A 17,953-nucleotide genomic window follows, 5' to 3' on the forward strand; every position below is an offset into this window, starting at 1 on the left:
TTTGTGATTTAATAAAAACAGATAGTATCGCTTAGGTAAAAGAACAATATGGAAAAGCAAATCGATATTTTAATTGTGGGTGCGGGGATCTCGGGAATTGGTCTGGCAGCGCATCTTTCTAAACATTGTCCGCAGCGCTCATTTGAAATTATTGAGCGACGTGCCAGCATTGGCGGAACTTGGGATTTATTTAAATATCCGGGAATTCGTTCTGATTCGGATATGTCGACCTTTGGTTTTAATTTTAAACCCTGGAAAAAAGCCAGTGTACTTGCCGATGGCGCTTCGATTAAGGGCTATCTGGCCGAAGTAGTAGATGAATTTAATCTGGAATCGAAAATTCATTATCAACACCGTGTGTTAACCGCCAACTATGATTCTATGGCCTGCAAATGGTCAGTAGAGATTGAGGATGAACACGGCAAGAAGCAGATTTGGATTGCGAATTTCGTACTGAGTTGTACCGGTTATTACAATTATGACCAAGGTTTTCAGCCTGAGTTTCCAAATCAGGAGGCTTTTAAAGGTCAATTCATTCATCCGCAGCATTGGCCGGAAAATTTAGATTATCAGGGCAAAAAAGTGGTGATCATTGGTAGTGGTGCCACCGCGATTACTTTAGTTCCGGCGATGGTCAAAGGCGGCGCCGGGCATGTGACCATGTTACAGCGTTCCCCGACCTATATCGCTTCAGTGCCCTCCATTGATATGATTTATGCAAAGATGCGGCAGTATCTACCAGAAGATGTGGCTTATAAAATTACCCGTACCCGGAATATTGGCATGCAGCGCGGAATTTATGCCTTGGCACAAAAACAGCCAAAACTGTTAAAAACGCTGTTACTTAAATCCGTGCAGTTTCAGCTCAAAGGTAAAGTGGATATGAAACACTTTACCCCGAATTATGAGCCGTGGGATCAGCGCCTATGCGTGGTGCCGGATGGTGATCTGTTTAAAATTTTACGTGAAGGGCAGGCATCAGTTGTAACGGATCAGATCGAAAGCTTGACTGAAACTGGCATTCAGCTGAAATCGGGTCAACATCTGGAGGCAGATATTATCGTTTCAGCCACAGGCTTAAATATCCAGATTCTTGGTGGAATTCAGGCGACGATTGATGGTCAACCTGTCGATACCTCACAACATATGCTGTATAGAGGCATCATGGTTAGTGATGTGCCGAATATGGCGCTAATTATTGGTTATATCAATGCCTCTTGGACTTTAAAAGTGGATATTGCCGCTGAGTACATTTGCCGTTTGCTGAACTATATGGATCAGCAGGGCTATGCTGAAGTCATCGCTCAGGGTGATCAGACTGAATTGCTAGAGGATACTGTGATGGGTAGTCTCAGTTCGGGCTATATTGCCCGTGCTGCAGATGTGATGCCAAAACAAGGTAAACATGCACCGTGGAAAGTCAGCAACAATTATCTTGCAGATCGTAAGGAACTTAAACAGGCTTCGTTTGAAGATAGGGTGCTGAAATTTAAAAAAAACAGCAAGGCTCTCAAACATAAACCGCGTCTGGTCTCTTAAAGTCGGATATTGAACTAAAGAAAAAGGAGTCCTGAGTGACTCCTTTTTTATGCGTCCAGTTTACAGTGAACGTGCAATCAGTTCTTTCATAATTTCGTTGGTACCGGCATAAATCCGGTTGGCACGGTTGTCGATATAGGCCCGGGCAATTGGATATTCCAGCATATAGCCATAACCACCATGCAATTGCAGGCATTCATCTACCACCTTGCTATACATTTCTGAAATCTTATATTTGGCCGCAGCAGCGGCATCGATGCCTAATTCTTGCTTGAGTTGCAGCTCCATGCAGCGATCCAGATAAGCGCGACAAAACTCGATTTCGGTATGCATTTCTGCCAGTTTAAAGCGGGTATTCTGAAAATGGCTAATACTCTTGCCAAAGGCCTGACGTTCCTTAGTGTATTTCACTGTATGTGCGAAAGCAGCTTCAGCGCCAGCCTGACACATAATTGCCACAATCAGGCGTTCCCAGGCCAGTTCTTTCATCAACATCATAAAGCCCATGCCTTCCAGACCGAGCAAATTTTCTTGTGGTACGCGTACATCGTCAAAGAACAGCTCGCAAGTATCCTGGCCTTTCATGCCGATTTTATTCAGCGGTTTAGCTTTGCTAAATCCGGCCCGGTCGGCTTCGACCATAATCAATGAGAGATTGGCCGAGCCTTTGTCACTATGACCGGTCTTGCAGACCACAATCGCCATATCACAGAGATAGCCATTGGTAATAAAGATCTTGGATCCATTAATCACATAGTCATCGCCATCCAGTATTGCAGAGGTACGTACTGCTTGCAGGTCAGAGCCGGTTCCCGGTTCGGTCATGGCAATCGCGGTGACGATTTCCCCGGAAGCCATTTTGGGTAACCACTGCTGTTTTTGAGCATCATTGCCAAAGTTCAGCAGGTAATTGGCGACAATATCTGAATGTAATGAAAACCCCGTGGCTGAATCACCAGCATAAGCCTGTTCTTCAATCAGAATCATGCTATACAGCCGGTCTACCCCAGAGCCGCCATATTGTTCTGGCATGGTGGTGCAGAGTAGCCCCAGTTCACCCGCTTTAGTCCAGAGCTCTCGATCCACATGCTGTTGCTTTTCATAGCGCTCGCTATGCGGAATAACTTCCTTTTCATAAAACTTGCGTACGGTTTCACGAAATGCTTCATGTTCGGTAGTAAAAAGCTGGCGGGGTAGCATCGGGGCAAGCGGGCGAATGGCTGCGGATTGCATCTTGTTATTCCTTATTCTGATCTGTTTGCTTTAAAGTAGGTCAAGCATAGATCGGCAACAATGAGCGGAATGTTCAAATAACTTAAATATGCTGATGCTTTTGGTCATTTGTATGAAATCCCTCGAAATTCAGCGATGGCTTCAGGTAAACTATTCCGGTTTATAACGAATTGGGGAAATTCGATGACTGATGACATCACCTTAGAAGAGCGCAAAGTGATTTATCGCGCGCGTCGTGGTCTAAAAGAGCTGGATGTGTATTTTGATCCCTACGTAAAAAACTACTACTTAACTGCTGATCCTTTTGAAAAGCAGATGTTTGCTGAGTTGGTCGATCAGGAAGATCCAGATCTGCTGGACTGGTTTATGGAAGTCTCTGAGCCGCCGCGTCCTGAATTAAAAGATTTGATCAAGAAGCTTAAATTTTACGTTCATGGATAATCGCTGTTTCAAGCTGAAACGCAGTTATTGTGCACTGGCGTTTCAGCTTTTTATTTTTGCACTGTTGATGTACCTGCTATACCAGCTATTGCCGATTGCGATTTGGCTGCTGTGTGCTGCGATTGGACTGGTGATTTATCAGCTGTTTTATCGCAAGACGCCCCAGATTGAACAGTTTGAATATCTGGATGGACGTGAATGGTCATTGACGGCCAAATCTCGGCCCACCTGTCGGGTATGTGTTAGTCATGTGGTTGATCATCAAGCTTATATTGTGGTGTATTTTCAGCACGCCAAAGCTCAGCCTTTATTGATCTGGTGTGACCAATTGCCGCTAAAACAATGGAAATCCCTGAAAGTTCTGACCAAACTTATCTAGTTGTCAGACAACGCTATTTTAATCACTTGATTGAAATTTCAATAAAACAGATACTTAGATCATTAACGCGCTTTCATTGTCAGACAAAAAATAATAATGACTTATCAGTAAGATAAATTGTATGACAATTTCCCGCCTATGTTTTATTTTTAGCCTGTACATTGAACGCACCAACAGCAAATACGGGAGAACTCAATAGAATCTCCAGTGTGGATGTTCTTGATCGTAGTGATTGTTTCAGCTTTGGGGGTTGGACAATTCGCGACGGTGCTGAAGGATAAATTTTCATCTTAATCAAGCAGAGTTATTACCGGCTCTCTGTTTGTACAGTTAATAAGTAGCATGTGCTGAACCGTCGCAATGCTACTTTTTTTTGCCCAAAATTTGGTAATTCAACAGATCAAGTCAATTGCAGTCGGCCAGTTTGATGGCACAGTGTCTGGTCTAAATTAGAGTAAATACTCTTTTATTCACAAAATGCTTCTGATATCTTTAGCAGAAAGATGGACATAATCACAATTATAGAGGACAGGAAAATGTCAGGCGTCCGTAAAATATGCCAAGGTATGGCGACCATTGCAATAACAACAACAGTATTAACGGGGTGTTCCCATGTCATTAAAACCGGTGCCAATGTCGCACTGGGTTTTACCGAAAACCATATTGTCCCGCCAATTTTAGCCATGGATGATGCCGAGATGGTCTGTAATTCAGGCAATTCTCTAACTCCGGCCATCATGGCAACCAAAGAAATGGGAGCGGATCCGACGCGAGTAGCCGTATTGATGTATTCGGCTGCCGGCATTTGTGCCGAGCAAAAGGCGCTGGAAGCTGAGTTACGCTATTTACGTGCTTCAAAATCCAACCAGGTAGCGGAAGCCCAAGATGCGCGAATCGAGCAGAAGCGCTGGGCGGCTCTAGCGGCACAGCGTCAATATACCGGTTATCAATTGTTCCAGAGCCGTTATGAAAAAAAATATCAAAAAGCCTTGGGTGAAGAATGCCCGCGCATGAACAGCGATATAGAGCAAACGGTTTATCTGCTGGGCATGTTGAGTGGTTTACAAGCCATGACCAATGATATTAATTCCGGCGGCGCAGTGCATGTGCCCAAAGATATCGCTGCCGTGGTGGAACGTGGTATGACCTGTCTGGATAATGCCAAATTCTGGGGAGCACCTAATGCTACGCGTGCTGTGATCTGGACTTTATTACCAGGTGCAAGCGATGGTAAACCTGATCCTTACCAAACATTAAAACAATCTACACAAATTGGTGAGCAAAAAGGTGTACGTTTATCGCATGCTTTATATGCTGTAGCAGCACAGGCCAGCGGTGACGATGCCAAAATCCGCGATGCTTTAAAAACCTTTGCGCAGGCCCGTACCGAGGAAAAGCCGGTAAATCCACAATTCAAACTGATCGACAGTATGGCAGCGATTATGGTTGGTGGAATTTCAGACCGTTACTGGACAGAAAATACTGGTGTGCGCAGCGCCGATGATGGCATGCAACGTTTCTGGGATGAATCAGACAGCTCTTCGGAACTCGATGACCTGTTCAGTTCAGACCTGTAACCCAGATAGCCTGCATAGAATTTTAAGGATGAAATTAAACTAGATGGTTAGGGAGAAGCATAAGCTGATGCTAGATCAACATGTTCGACGAAAAATTATTTTTCTAGCGGCTTTTGTCTCTCTCTGTGCATGTCTGCAAATTTTCAAGGATAGTTTCATCTACTGGCAAGAGAGTTTGCTCAGTGAGTTTTGGCGACTGTGGACGGCACATTGGGTACATGTGGGGTGGACCCATTATTTCCTGAATATTCTCGCTTTTATCTGTCTGCCTTTTATTTTTCCACGCGCTATTCTATGGCACTTTTCTGCCATTTTACTGATCTTGCCACCTTTGATCAGTTTAAGTTTTTATTTTTTCTTACCCAATATTGAAGCCTACGCTGGCTTGTCGGGTGTGCTGCATGGTGCCTATGTTGCCGTTGCCTGTGTACATTTGCTGTATAAGCGGGAACGCAGTTTTGCTGCACTGGTGTTATTTTTGATCTTTGGCAAACTGGTCTGGGAAAATACCATTGGCAATGTCGGGACTGCACAGCTGATTGGCAGTCCGGTCTTGGTCGAAGCACATTTGCTCGGGGTAATTTGGGGAGTGATGTTGGCGCTGGCCTATATTGTCAGCAACTATTTTCGGGATAGCTAAAGTGAAGCAATGAATAAAGCACTTGGCAAAAAAAACAAAAAGAAAATATAAATTGTCATTTTTATTGTGCTGATTTTGATGCAGAGTCAAAACATAGAATAAAAATCCTGACCTTTGAAAAGGAATTTTCGGGGCAGAAGGGAAGATCGGCGTCCTAGACCAAGCATTAGGCCGCTAAAATAAAAATAGGAATACACATGCAAAATGATGATCAAAACAGATCAGGATTAGGTCTGTTGCGTTATATATGGACAGAGTGGATCTCGACCTTCGTCGTGCTGGTTTTACTTTTGCTCACTTTGATTATTGGCACCGGGGAAATGATTCACGGCCAGTTGCTGCGTATGGGCGAGCGTATTTACGGTGATCCGGCAACCGGAATGCAATATTCATTTCTAAGGGCTGAACCGACGCGGCCACAATGTGAACGCAATATCAATGTTGATCAGCGTGTTCAGCAGCAGATGAAAGCCGATGCAGCCGATGAATACGCCGATTTCTTTGGGGTGCGTTCGGAAGCGGATGTCCGTGCTGCGGTGTTACAGGCACAGCAGGTCTGTGAAGAATCCTACCTGTTTTACGATAAAGCCATTCAGCATGTGGAAGCCCATCCAAGTATTCGGGCTTATCGGACATTTGAAACCTCTTTCTTTGGAATCTTCAAGTTTGGTACGGAAAACCGGGCTTTGCTTCTGGTCATCATGGTGGTCTTTGCTGCGATCAGTGCCACCCTAAAAACCCATCATATTGGCTTACGTAGCCCGAGTACGCGTATCGACTTTAAAGTTTATTCGGTCGCCATGCTGGTTGCTAATGCTTTCCTGGCATTTTCATCCTATAGCCAATATCAGTCCGTATTGAACTCGGGCGTGCCGATGGGGGAAATGAAATACATCTACTGGTTGTGGATGATTCTGTTCAGCACACTCACCTTGATCAGCCTGTATCAGGTGATCAAACAACCAAAACCAACGCGAGAGGGCGGCAGTTTTGGTCTGGCCTTTCTGAGTGTACCGTTGTATGCCTATATGGCCATTACGACCGGAATAAATTTCACTTTCTTTATGGACTATCCAATGGGACAGGGGATTTACCTCGGTCAATTGGTAGAGTTTTCTAGTATCTTCCTGAACTTGGCCTTATTTATCTGGGCCGGTATGTTGCTGAAACAGACCCGTGTCGTGGACATGTTCCTGAATATTCTGCGTCCTTGGAATCTGGCACCTGAAACCCTGACCTGGCTAATCTTGCTGGCAGCGGCATTACCGACCGCCTATACTGGAGCATCAGGAATTTTCGTGATTGCCGCAGGTGCGATTATTTATAAGGAAGTCTGGAATGCGGGTGGACGCCGTCAGTTTGCACTGGCCGCCACTGCAATGTCCGGCTCAATGGGCGTAGTCTTACGTCCTTGCTTGCTGATTGTTGTTGTGGCATCACTCAATAAAGAAGTGACCACCGACTTACTGTATCACTACGGGATTTATGTCTTCCTGCTCAGCTCGACTTTATTCCTGGTAATTTCCCTGTTCTTTGCAGAAAACAAATTCCGCATTGCTGCGCCTACTATAGCTGCTCCTCAATCTGGTCGTGCCTTCATTGCGATTATTCCATATATCGTGATTTTTATTCTGATCTGGTTATTCTATAAATATGCCTTGTCGACTGACCTGAATGAATTTACCGCACCAGTGATGATGCCAGTCATTCTGCTGATGATTGTTCTGTTCGATAAGTTACGTCATGAACCTGCGCCGTTGCCGGCAGTGGGGCATTGGGATGAAACCTTGACCGCAACTTTAAACTCAAGATCGACACCTGAACTGGTGACAGCCGGTGCCGCGGCCAATGCAGAATATCGTGAAGCTGAACATAGCGAACAACTAGGCAAAGAACTGGCTGTTGATCATACTGTACAGCGTTCGAAAGCGACTGAAATTTTGCGTCATGTCGGTTTCTGGAAGTCCATGCATATTTCGACCAGTGAGACCGTGGGACATATTGGTGCGCTGGTCATCCTGATGGCACTCTCGGTGAGTGTGGGTGGCTTGCTGGAACGTATGGAAATTATGGAAGCCTTCCCGACCGATATCAGTAGTACCATTCTGGTGATTTCACTGATTGTCGGCTTGATGATTTTTGTCGGGATGATCATGGATCCATTTGGCGCGGTGATTCTGATTTCTGCAACCGTTGCTCCAGTGGCTTACCAATACGGCATTCATCCGGTTCATTTCTGGATGATTACCCTGATTGGTTTTGAGCTGGGTTACGTGACGCCACCAGTTGCGCTGAATCATCTGTTGGCCAGACAGTCGATTGGTGATGCTGAAGTGGCCGAAGCGGATGCCGAAGTACGACACCTGTCTTTCTACTACCGTTATGAACGCTGGATTTTGCCGGTGATAGTATTGCTGCCTGCGATGTTGATCATTGCCTATGTGCCTTATATCTTTAAGCTGTTCGGCTGGTATCAATAAAAGAAAAGCAATAAAACAGCACCTACGGGTGCTTTTTTATTGCTTTGATTTCGAATCTTGATCAAATCTTCGATGAATTCAGGCGCTTCTGCAGTATCGGGCTACACAGTAGAATCGCACAGAAAATCAGCCCCAGCCCGATTAGGCTATAGAGGTCCGGAACTTCCTGCCAGAACAGAAATCCCCACATACCAGCAAAGAAAATTGCCACATAGTTGACCGGTCCAATTTGTCCTGCCGGAGCCAGCTTATATGCATTGGACATAAACAGTTGGCTAAAATTGGCCAGGATGCCGGCAGTAATCAGATAGCTGAGTTCTGTCAGAGTATAAGGCCGCCATAGCCAGAACATCGGAATCACTGAAATCAGGGTGCCAATCAAACAGAAATAAAATACAATTTTTTCCGGAGACTCGGTTTTAGTCAGTGCTCGAACTGCAACAAAAGCCATATATGGTAATCAGACCGACCACCGCACGCCAGGTGTGCATCCATAGTTTTTCAGTTTTGAAAAAACCAATGCCTTTATTGAAAATGAAGGGCAGGAAAATAAACAGCCCGACAAAATTGCGAAAGAAGACCACGGTGGCGTTATCAACCGTTGCCGAGGCATAACGGATACACACGCCCATGACTGAAAAGAGAAAAGCAGAGCAGGTCAGTAACAGAATGGCTTTAAGCAGATGCGGAGCGGTTGGGGCAGACATGGAAACAACTGAGCTAGAAGATCTGACGATATTCTAGCTGAAATACTGTCGAGATTTACTGGCTTTGAGCAAGTTGTGCTTCAAGTAACTTGATCTGTTCCTCTTTCAGTTGAATCAACTGGTCGGCATCGCTATGCTGCGCATCCAGTGTGGCTTTTTGTTCATTGAGCTGAACTTGGATGTCATCTAATTTAGCCACTTCTTCTTTGGCCAAACTGGCATTCTCCGGCACCGGTGCATCTAACAGCTGATCTGATACCAGTGCTTTAGCTTCGATCGCCTCAGCTGCTTTCGCTGCCGCTGTATCTTCTTCAGTTTTCGCCGCAGGTTTTGCTGCCGGAACAGCTGCGATATCTTCCTGATGTATGCGTTCCGCTTCACCGGAAGAGGCATTCAACCACTGATATAGCAATACCAATGCAACGACAGTAACTAAAGCCCCCATAATCCCCATTAAAAGTTTGGGGTTATTTCTTTGTTCTACTGACATAGCTTGAACCTTGATTTTTATTTTACTGAACGAGGTTTAAACTGAATCACGCCAACTTCATCTGGAACAGCTGGTGTTTCTGGTTGGTCAACATGTGTGGGACGATTTTCTTCATAACCACATTCAATACATTCGATCCATTCATCTTCACCAGAGGTCAGCATGACGACGCGATCTAACGCCTGACATTTTGGACATTTTGCGCCTGCAATGAAACGACGTTTAATGGTCATCATACTCACCTTGTGATCAACTTAAAAAGCTAGTTTAAGCGTTTTTAGAGCGGTTCGTCCAACCTTGATGACGTAGCAATGCATCTATTTTTGGCTCGCGTCCGCGGAAATTGATAAATGCGTCAAGTGCTTGATCTTTTCCGCCAACTGCGAGGATATTTTCCCGAAACTGTTTTCCAGTGGTGGTATTAAAAATCCCTTCATTTTCGAAACGGTCGAAGGCATCACTGGCCAAAACTTCGGCCCATTTATAGGAATAATATCCCGCTGCATAACCACCGGCAAAGATATGACTAAAGCTGTGCTGGAAACGGTTATAGTCGGTGGTGGGCAGAACTGCATATTTTTCACGAATTTCATTCAGTGTGGTCTGAACCTGTTCAGCATTTGAAGCCGGATTGGCACGGTGAATACTCAAGTCAAACAAGGCAAATTCAAGCTGACGCAGGGTTTGCATGCCGGATTGGAAGAAACGTGCATCGAGCAGGGCTTTGAGCAGGTCGGCCGGCAAAGATTCCTTGGTTTCAATATGTTCACTGAGCAGATTCAGACTGTCCTGATCCCAGGCCCAGAATTCCATAAACTGGCTTGGCAGCTCCACGGCATCCCAAGCCACGCCATGCGTACCTGCCACCGCGATATTGTCCACTTCAGTCAGCATGTGATGCAGGCCGTGACCAAATTCATGGAACAGGGTAATTACTTCATCATGCGTGAGCAGTGCAGGTCGGTTGCCAACAGGTGGAGTAAAGTTACCCACCATATAGCAGATCGGTTTTTGCAGGCCATCACGGGTCTGCATGCGCGAACGGAAACCGCTCATCCAGGCACCACCACGTTTGCCTTGGCGCGCATACAGGTCAAAATAGAAACCGCCAATCACCTGACCTTGATCTTCCAGTTCGAAATAACGCGCCTCTGGATGCCAAACCGGCGCTTCACGTTCAATCACCTGAATGTCATACAGGCGATTGACAATACTGAACAGGCCTTGCAGGATTTTTGGTGCAGGGAAATAAGGTTTCAGCGCCTCCTGTGACAGGTTAAACTGCTGCATTTTCAGCTTCTCTGAATAATAGCTGCTGTCCCAAGGTTTCAGTTCATCAATACCATCTTCAGCGGCAATGGCTTTTAGTTCTGCAATTTCCTTGGTTGCCGGCGCACGGGCATGCTCTGCCAGATCACGCAAGAATTCATCTACTGCCTCTACACTTGGCGCCATTTTGCTGGCCAGAGACAATTCTGCATAATTGTTGAAGCCGAGCAGCTTGGCCATTTCCTGACGTAAGCTGAGGATTTCTTCAATTAAGGCGGTATTGTCAAATTCAGTCTGCTCGGACTGATCTGAAGCGCGCGTGGTATAGGCTTTATACAGCTCTTCACGCAGTTCACGATGTTCCGCATGGGTCATGATTGCCAGATAAGACGGGAAATCTAGCGTAGCCACCGGCTGATCCAGCTCGCGTTGCTGGCCATATTGTTTTAACAGCTCAATATTACTTTCAGAGAGACCCGCTAACTCATCTTCAGCTAATGGTCTGAAATAAGCCTGAGTTGCATCCAGCACATGGTTGGAGAAGTCCGAAGACAGTTGTGAGAGACGTGCAGAAATTTCCGCATAACGTTTCTTCGCTTCGCCTTCTAAGGCCACACCAGACAGTTTGAAGTCACGTAAGGCCAGTTTGATGGCACTTTGCTGGGCTGCAGGTAATTCATTAAAAATTGATGCATCATGAACATGCTGATAAGTTTGATACAGCGCCGTATGTTGACCTAGTTGTGTATAGTATTCGCTCAGACCCGGTAATAAGGCTTGATAGACGTCACGGGTTTCGGCATTGTTCATCACGGCATTCAGATGCGATAACACGCCCCAGGATTCACTCATATTATTTTCGAGGGTATCGACCTGTTCCAGAATCTCAAGTTGGGCCTGAACCGAGTCTGGCGTGTCAGTCAGTTCATTTAAAAACTTTTGTCCGGCTTGAATGGTTGTTTCAATTTTTTCTTTGAGATCGGCCAGGGTAATCTGATCAAATTGTGGAACAGGCAAAGTTGCCTTTTCTAAAGTCATGTCGGTCTGCCAAATTAATTTTCTATATTCAGTCTAGATGTAGGGCCTTTGGTGGGGGAAATCAAGGGAGTTAAAGTTTTTTCTCTAGCTTTGTATTTAATATTTTCAATTCTTTATTAATATTTTGAAGCTGTTCAATAAATCCACCATCAGATGAAGGTAAGGCTTCTAGTTCATTTATATCGATGATGGAAATATCAGTGATTTGAGTTTTCCATAAGTTTAAAGGGTGCTGATACCAATACGTGACTTTCATGGTGATAGGATTATTATCTAAAGCCTCTCTGAGGCCGCCGTATTGTCCCCAATCGTATATATAGCTCTGATTGGGTGTAAATACTTTGACTCCATGTTTGAAAATACCGCTATCAAAATAATCTTTTGAAGTATTTAATTTTTTAATTCCGAAGGCCCGTTTAGGAATGGGTTGATCACTCGATATTTGTACATTATAGGCAATGGATTTTCCTATATTCTTTATCTGTAGTTGAATGAAAGATTGCTTACCGTAATGCGGAAGAGCAAAAACTATAATTTGTGGTTGCTGATCAGATTTAAATACGGCATAAGTCACAAGCAAAGCCATTAAAGAAATGATCAAAGTAAAAATAGTTATGGTATCCATTCTTATAATTTTTCCTATTTTAATATTTTGATTATAAATAAAAAAGAGCGCCTTAGCGCTCTTTTTATACCGTCAAAAATTATTCAGTCTTGGCTTTTGCATTCGACTTTTTCTTTTTCACTTTGGTCTTTTTCTTTACTTTATCTTTAGCCTTTGCTTCAGGCTTTGCTGCAGATTTTTTAGCAGACTTGCTGTTGTAAGAGCTGGGTTTTCCTTTGGCTTTTTTGCGTCGTATGGGCTGTTCTCCATCGGCATTCAGGCTGGATTTAGACTCGCGCTCATTCTTGCTAAAAACCTCTTCTGTTGCTGCTGGACGTACTGCCGGTTTTTTCTCGCTCACGCGCGGCGCACGAGCACGGATCGCACGGCCGGCATGACTGAGTTGCTGTACCAGTTCAAAGTCGATCTTGCGCTCTTCCAGATTGACGCCAGCCACCTTGATCTTGACTTCATCGCCCAGACCAAAGACCTGACCACGATTCTGGCCGACCAGATTCTGACTGACTTGATCAAAGACAAAGAAGTCATCGCCCAACTGGCTGACATGCACCATACCATCCACATACAGGTCTTTTAGCGTCACAAACAGGCCAAACTCTGCTGTGGCACTAATGATGCCAACAAATTCTTCGCCTAAATGCTGTTGCATATAATGACATTTCAACCAGGTCGTCACCGAGCGAGAGGCTTCATCGGCACGGCGTTCAGTGGCAGAGAAATGTGTTCCTGCTTCATCTAAAGCTCCACCTGAAAGCGGAGATGGCTTTTTATTTAAATGCGCTTTAATGGCACGATGCAATAACAGGTCTGGATAACGTCGAATTGGCGAAGTGAAATGTGTGTACGCCTCATAAGCCAGACCGTAGTGCCCCGCATTGTTAGGGCCGTAATAAGCCTGCATCATGGAGCGTAATAACACCGCATGAATGCTTGGTGCATCTATGCGGTCTTTGGTCGCTTCAATCACCGCCTGATAATCTGCTTGGGTCGGTTGCTCCGGGAATTTCAAACCAAGCAGCTTGACGAAATCACGGACTTTTTGAATACGCGAGAATTCAGGTGGCTCATGTACGCGGTACAACATCGGAATTTCATTTTTCAATGCATATTCTGCGGCTGCCACGTTGGCCAGCAACATACATTCTTCAATCAGCTTATGCGCATCATTACGACTACGCGGCAAAATCTCTTTAATTCCGCCCAGCTCATCAAAAGTCATATACGTTTCAACGGTTTCAAATTCCATGGCATGACGTTCAGCACGTAAACCTTTCAGAACCTGATAGAGTTGGAACAGGGTGTTGATCGACTTGCGAACTTCGCGATCTTCGGTAATGGCCTGACTGTCGCCTTCCAGATATTGGGCGACCTGATCATAAGTCAAACGTGCTTTAGAGTGCATCACGGATGGATAGAACTCAAAACCGGTAACACGACCGGCACGTGACAGTTTTAAATCACAGACCATACAGAGACGATCAACAGCCGGATTTAAAGAACACAAGCCATTCGACAATGCTTCAGGCAGCATTGGTAAAACAAAGTGCGGGAAGTAGACAGAAGTTCCGCGTTCCTGAGCTTCATCGTCCAGTGGTTTGCCTGTACGTACATAATGACTGACATCGGCAATCGCTACGACCACGCGATAGCCACCGCCCGGACGTTTTTCAGCATATACTGCATCATCAAAGTCACGTGCATCTTCACCATCAATGGTGACCAAAGCTAAATCACGCAGATCCACACGACCTTCACGGTCTTTTTCTGTTGGTTCTTTAAAGCTTTCTGCATCCTGAATCACTTCTTCCGGGAATTCATACGGTAAACCATATTCTAAAATGGTTTGTGGAATGATGATTTCGGTATCGGCTTTATCTGCCATGGACTGGACAATATGACCGGTCGCAAATTCTTCACGGGTCGGATAAGTATCAATCGCCACGCGAATCGAATCACCCAGATTGACTTGCGCATGTTCAATCAGTTCTTTTTCAAGAGTAATGGGCTGATGCGCATTTGGGCTGGCAGGTTGAACAAAGTATTCACCTTCATATAGGGAAACTTTACCAATGATCTGCTTAACGCGGTGCTGCACAACTTCAGTCACATAACCCCAGGCTTTACCTTTACGGTCTACTGAAGTTTGACGTACTTTGACACGGTCGCCATTAAAGACCAGCCGTAGTTCACGCTCAGCCAGTAAGAGATCGTCCTGGCCAGAAATGTTGGCAGTTCCCATCCCGCGGGAATTGATATAAACCGTCGCTTCGGATTCAGGCTGCTCGACGGCAATCTGGAATTTATAACCATCTTTCATCAATTGCCCGTCACGCACCATCGCAATTAAACGATGGCTGAGAGCATCAATACTTTTTTGATCTGCGATTTCGAAATGTTCTACCAGGTCGGCATGAGACTGGGCATTATTTTTTTCTATGGTTTCTAAAATTAGCGTACGGCTTGGGATAGGGTTGTCATAACGTTCGGCTTCAGCTTTTGCTTCAGGATCGACCCAGTTTTTCATCATGTCTTTAAATTTATCTTAGGAGATAGGTTTAGCATAAAACATGTGTGCGCAGACTGCACGTAAATGATTGCAATAATCCATTTAAGTTTTCAATTTTCTGTTCATTTTAGATAACTGGAAATTTATTCGGTTTTTTGAGCAGGAAAATGTACGAAAAATCGCTGAATTGCTTAAAAAGTATTTAAACGAGCAAAAATATGCACTTTTTTTCGATGCTGCGCTTGCAGTGCCATGCCGAAATTTGTATTATGGCCGCACGTTACGGTGAGATGGGTGAGTGGCTGAAACCACGTCCCTGCTAAGGACGCATACGGGTAACTGTATCGAGGGTTCGAATCCCTCTCTCACCGCCACGCTTACTTATGTCGCGCGCTCATAGCTCAGCTGGATAGAGCACTTGGCTACGAACTAAGGGGTCGGGAGTTCGAATCTCTCTGAGCGCACCAAGTAAGTTAAGCAAAAAAACGTATTGCCAACCTAGGCACACAAGTTACGCGCTCATAGCTCAGCTGGATAGAGCACTTGGCTACGAACTAAGGGGTCGGGAGTTCGAATCTCTCTGAGCGCACCAACTTGAACAATCAACCGCTTTCATAGCGGTTTTTTTGTGCCTGAAATTTGGGAACATCTTTCTTGGTATTTGCTGTGTACTTTTCATCAGGATGAAATGGAGCTTGTCGCCACATTGAATACAGCGTCAAAGTCCGGATGGTATTAATTGTTTTTAGCTCTAAATGTGCAGAAATTCTCACAGAAAACTGTAAATACTGCTGTATCGTTTAATTACTATACATTCAGTTGTGCTTTTATTAAAAAACACTTAACAAGCCTTAAAAAAGCCGTATAATGCACCCCATCAAGACGTCGCGCTCATAGCTCAGCTGGATAGAGCACTTGGCTACGAACTAAGGGGTCGGGAGTTCGAATCTCTCTGAGCGCACCAATCTTGATAAGAATTCTGAAAAAACCGCACATTGATGCGGTTTTTTTACGTCTGTGATATTTAACGATTTTTCATATAAAAAACCAATAACTACCGATTCGTTGATTATCTTAATTTTTGCTGCACCTTGAGTGCATAGACGGTATTGCCACCCACCGCAGGTAATACATCGTGATAGGGCAGACTGCGCATGGCCCTTAATAAAAACGGTGCCTGATCATGAATCTTCATGCTGCTGGTGATTTGGAACAGATTACCTTGTGATTGCGGCAATAGCTTCATGCCGCCTTTGACAAACTTTAAGTCGCCACTATTGGCATTGAACTGATTCTGCAAGGGATCGGGCTGGTAAAAACGCATCTTGAAGTTAAATGGAATCTGAATCACGCCTAAGCCCACTGAAACTTTATAGTTGGCATCTACACTTTGGGTATTGATCGGGTTAAGTTCGACTTTCTTGATCTGGCGTGGGAAAAGCTGTTGACTGGCTTGTGCAGCCAACCACGGTCGTAGCTTGTCTACCGAATGCGGAAAGTATTGATAGGTGCTGCTAAATCTCAAATTTTCTGAGGCTTTTCCTTCTTTAATCTGATAGCTGGGCAAAATAAAACTGACCGGTTGGCCGGATTTTTGACTAAGCTGGGCAATCTTCTGTAGCTGTTGTGAATTAAATTTCAGTTGTGGAGTCGGGGCGGTGAGTGTTGTGGCATGACTGGTTTTAAAGCGCTGTTGCAGTGCTTCGAGTAGAAATGCGTTGGTACTGGGAGGAATGCCAAGTTTGGCTTCAGGCAGGGCATTGAGAATTTTACTGAATAGAAAACCTTTGGGCTGGTTCAGGTCGCCCTACTGGGTCACTGTCACCAGAGTTCTGTGCGGATCAAGCGCGAACCATTCCAGTTTTCCAGCGCCATAAGGAATGGGTGCATCAATAATTAAAGTGCTGATGCTGTTATTGCCCAGATGATGCTGCATCACCACGGTTTCTTTGAAGTTCAATATCGGAATTGGTGTGGGGATATGCACCTGATATTTGACCTGCTGAATCGAGCCTTGCTGTTCTAGAATTTTGGCTGACTTTAAAGTCGGAAACAGGCCAACATAATCCGGATAATGCTGTAGCAATTTCTCGACCTGTGTTTCAGCCACAGGCAAAACCACGGCGGCACTATAAAATTGTGCCTTGCTGGTGGCCTTACTGTTTAAGGTAGGAAGCTGGGTTTTAGTCACCGGATGCGCATAAATCAGAATCTTTTCGCCTGTCAATTCTGCCAATTGTTGGGCATTGCCCGGATAAGCACTCAGGCTACTGGGTAATTCTGCATCCCAGGGAATAATCTTGGCCAGTGATAGAGTAGACAGACCCGAACAGATACCGATCGCAATGCATTGCTTGAATCCTTTCATTCAACATCCTGTTGCATATTTTTTGTTTTAATTGCTGTTTATTTAAAACTAAATACACGTTTTTCCAAAGCAAAGTTATGTAATTGATGCGTCAGGCCATAAGCATTGTGCATATTTTGCTATAGTATTGGGCAAGATTTTATTTTTTTGATGTGATGCTATGACTGAGTCAGCACCGACTTTATCGACCCGTTATTTTCTGACTTTAGAAGAATCTCAGGATGGTTTTGCCTTGGCGACTTTTGGCAAAAAGCAGATTTCACGTTTTCTGACGCCTCTGGTCAGTATCGGGATTATCCTTTGGGGCTTTTCGATGGGCTTTGACGGGGTAGGACGCTATTACGTGGCTTTGGGGGCATTCTTCCTGATCCTGCAAGGCATCATGCGTTACTGGTTTCTGCCGATGATGTTTAAACGCCAGTTCGTCAAATATCAGTTTGGTAAGAGTGAACAAGGCCTTGATCTGTATCAGGACTATGCGGAGATTTTTAATAATGAGCGTAGCAAGCTGGTAGCGTATAGTGAAGTGCAGAATTTTGCTGCCGGCAAACTGACCTATATGCTGGAACTGAAAAACCGTACCGTCATCATTGTGCCAAAACGTGCCTTTAAAGATGCGACTGAGCAAAACATTTTTGAGAATGCATTTAAAAAATAATCC

At 44.8% G+C, this 17,953-nt stretch carries 13 protein-coding genes, 4 tRNA genes and 2 pseudogenes; 11 read left to right on the forward strand and 8 right to left on the reverse strand.

The window, feature by feature from the left end; translation table 11 throughout:
- Positions 1-48: 48 nt before the first annotated feature.
- A complete protein-coding gene (locus tag FTT73_RS10160; RefSeq protein ID WP_180077506.1) occupies positions 49-1,539 on the forward strand; it encodes an NAD(P)/FAD-dependent oxidoreductase in 1,491 nt (496 codons plus the stop codon).
- 60 nt (positions 1,540-1,599) lie between these two features.
- Here the strand turns inward: FTT73_RS10160 and FTT73_RS10165 are convergent, their stop codons facing one another.
- Complete coding sequence (locus FTT73_RS10165) at positions 1,600-2,772, reverse strand: acyl-CoA dehydrogenase family protein (RefSeq protein ID WP_180077504.1); 1,173 nt, start codon at positions 2,770-2,772, stop codon at positions 1,600-1,602.
- A 183-nt stretch (positions 2,773-2,955) separates the two neighbouring features.
- On the opposite strand from FTT73_RS10165, the gene FTT73_RS10170 reads away from it, so the two are divergent.
- The 5 genes from FTT73_RS10170 to FTT73_RS10190 all read left to right on the forward strand — a co-directional run bounded on the left by FTT73_RS10170 (position 2,956) and on the right by FTT73_RS10190 (position 8,289).
- Positions 2,956-3,213: a succinate dehydrogenase assembly factor 2 gene (locus tag FTT73_RS10170; RefSeq protein WP_005094125.1), complete on the forward strand. Its 258-nt coding sequence runs from the start codon at positions 2,956-2,958 to the stop codon at positions 3,211-3,213.
- Positions 3,206-3,592, forward strand: coding sequence for a hypothetical protein (locus tag FTT73_RS10175; protein WP_180077502.1), 387 nt, complete (start codon positions 3,206-3,208; stop codon positions 3,590-3,592). Before FTT73_RS10170 ends, FTT73_RS10175 begins: the two co-directional genes overlap by 8 nt.
- 536 nt (positions 3,593-4,128) lie before the next feature.
- Positions 4,129-5,169 carry a hypothetical protein gene (locus FTT73_RS10180; RefSeq protein WP_180077500.1) on the forward strand — a complete coding sequence of 347 codons (1,041 nt, stop codon included), beginning with the start codon at positions 4,129-4,131 and terminating at the stop codon, positions 5,167-5,169.
- Between the two features lie 67 nt (positions 5,170-5,236).
- The gene (rrtA, locus tag FTT73_RS10185; RefSeq protein WP_005094122.1) at positions 5,237-5,809 is read left to right on the forward strand and encodes a rhombosortase; all 573 of its coding nucleotides are present in this window, start codon (positions 5,237-5,239) and stop codon (positions 5,807-5,809) included.
- 197 nt (positions 5,810-6,006) lie between these two features.
- Complete coding sequence (locus FTT73_RS10190; protein WP_159516279.1) at positions 6,007-8,289, forward strand: TRAP transporter large permease subunit; 2,283 nt, start codon at positions 6,007-6,009, stop codon at positions 8,287-8,289.
- A 61-nt stretch (positions 8,290-8,350) separates the two neighbouring features.
- On the opposite strand, the pseudogene FTT73_RS10195 reads toward FTT73_RS10190, so the two are convergent.
- The 6 genes and pseudogenes from FTT73_RS10195 to rnr form a co-directional block, all read right to left on the reverse strand.
- A pseudogene (locus tag FTT73_RS10195) lies at positions 8,351-8,996 on the reverse strand (DMT family transporter).
- 55 nt (positions 8,997-9,051) lie between these two features.
- Positions 9,052-9,486 carry a hypothetical protein gene (locus tag FTT73_RS10200; RefSeq protein WP_005168705.1) on the reverse strand — a complete coding sequence of 145 codons (435 nt, stop codon included), beginning with the start codon at positions 9,484-9,486 and terminating at the stop codon, positions 9,052-9,054.
- A gap of 17 nt (positions 9,487-9,503) precedes the next feature.
- Positions 9,504-9,713: a YheV family putative zinc ribbon protein gene (locus FTT73_RS10205; RefSeq protein WP_171054337.1), complete on the reverse strand. Its 210-nt coding sequence runs from the start codon at positions 9,711-9,713 to the stop codon at positions 9,504-9,506.
- A 40-nt stretch (positions 9,714-9,753) separates the two neighbouring features.
- A complete protein-coding gene (locus tag FTT73_RS10210; RefSeq protein WP_171255758.1) occupies positions 9,754-11,808 on the reverse strand; it encodes a M3 family metallopeptidase in 2,055 nt (684 codons plus the stop codon).
- 55 nt (positions 11,809-11,863) lie between these two features.
- Positions 11,864-12,418: a hypothetical protein gene (locus tag FTT73_RS10215; RefSeq protein ID WP_180077495.1), complete on the reverse strand. Its 555-nt coding sequence runs from the start codon at positions 12,416-12,418 to the stop codon at positions 11,864-11,866.
- A 79-nt stretch (positions 12,419-12,497) separates the two neighbouring features.
- Positions 12,498-14,945: a ribonuclease R gene (gene rnr / locus FTT73_RS10220; protein WP_005168700.1), complete on the reverse strand. Its 2,448-nt coding sequence runs from the start codon at positions 14,943-14,945 to the stop codon at positions 12,498-12,500.
- A 263-nt stretch (positions 14,946-15,208) separates the two neighbouring features.
- Between rnr and FTT73_RS10225 the strand changes: the two genes are divergently transcribed.
- From FTT73_RS10225 to FTT73_RS10240, 4 genes are all read left to right on the forward strand, one after another.
- A tRNA-Ser gene (locus FTT73_RS10225) sits at positions 15,209-15,298 on the forward strand.
- Positions 15,299-15,314: 16 nt separating this feature from the next.
- Positions 15,315-15,391, forward strand: a tRNA-Arg gene (locus FTT73_RS10230).
- 48 nt (positions 15,392-15,439) lie between these two features.
- Positions 15,440-15,516 (forward strand) — tRNA-Arg (locus FTT73_RS10235).
- Positions 15,517-15,811: 295 nt separating this feature from the next.
- Positions 15,812-15,888 (forward strand) — tRNA-Arg (locus tag FTT73_RS10240).
- 105 nt (positions 15,889-15,993) lie between these two features.
- Here FTT73_RS10240 and FTT73_RS10245 read toward each other — a convergent pair.
- Positions 15,994-17,292 (reverse strand): annotated as a pseudogene (locus FTT73_RS10245) (SRPBCC family protein).
- Between the two features lie 160 nt (positions 17,293-17,452).
- On the opposite strand from FTT73_RS10245, the gene FTT73_RS10250 reads away from it, so the two are divergent.
- Entirely contained in the window at positions 17,453-17,950 is a 498-nt protein-coding gene (locus tag FTT73_RS10250) for a YcxB family protein (RefSeq protein ID WP_005168696.1), read from the forward strand.
- Positions 17,951-17,953: the final 3 nt, after the last annotated feature.

Source organism: Acinetobacter sp. YH01006, assembly GCF_013420445.1.
In the GTDB taxonomy this organism is placed as follows: Bacteria; Pseudomonadota; Gammaproteobacteria; order Pseudomonadales; family Moraxellaceae; genus Acinetobacter; species Acinetobacter pseudolwoffii.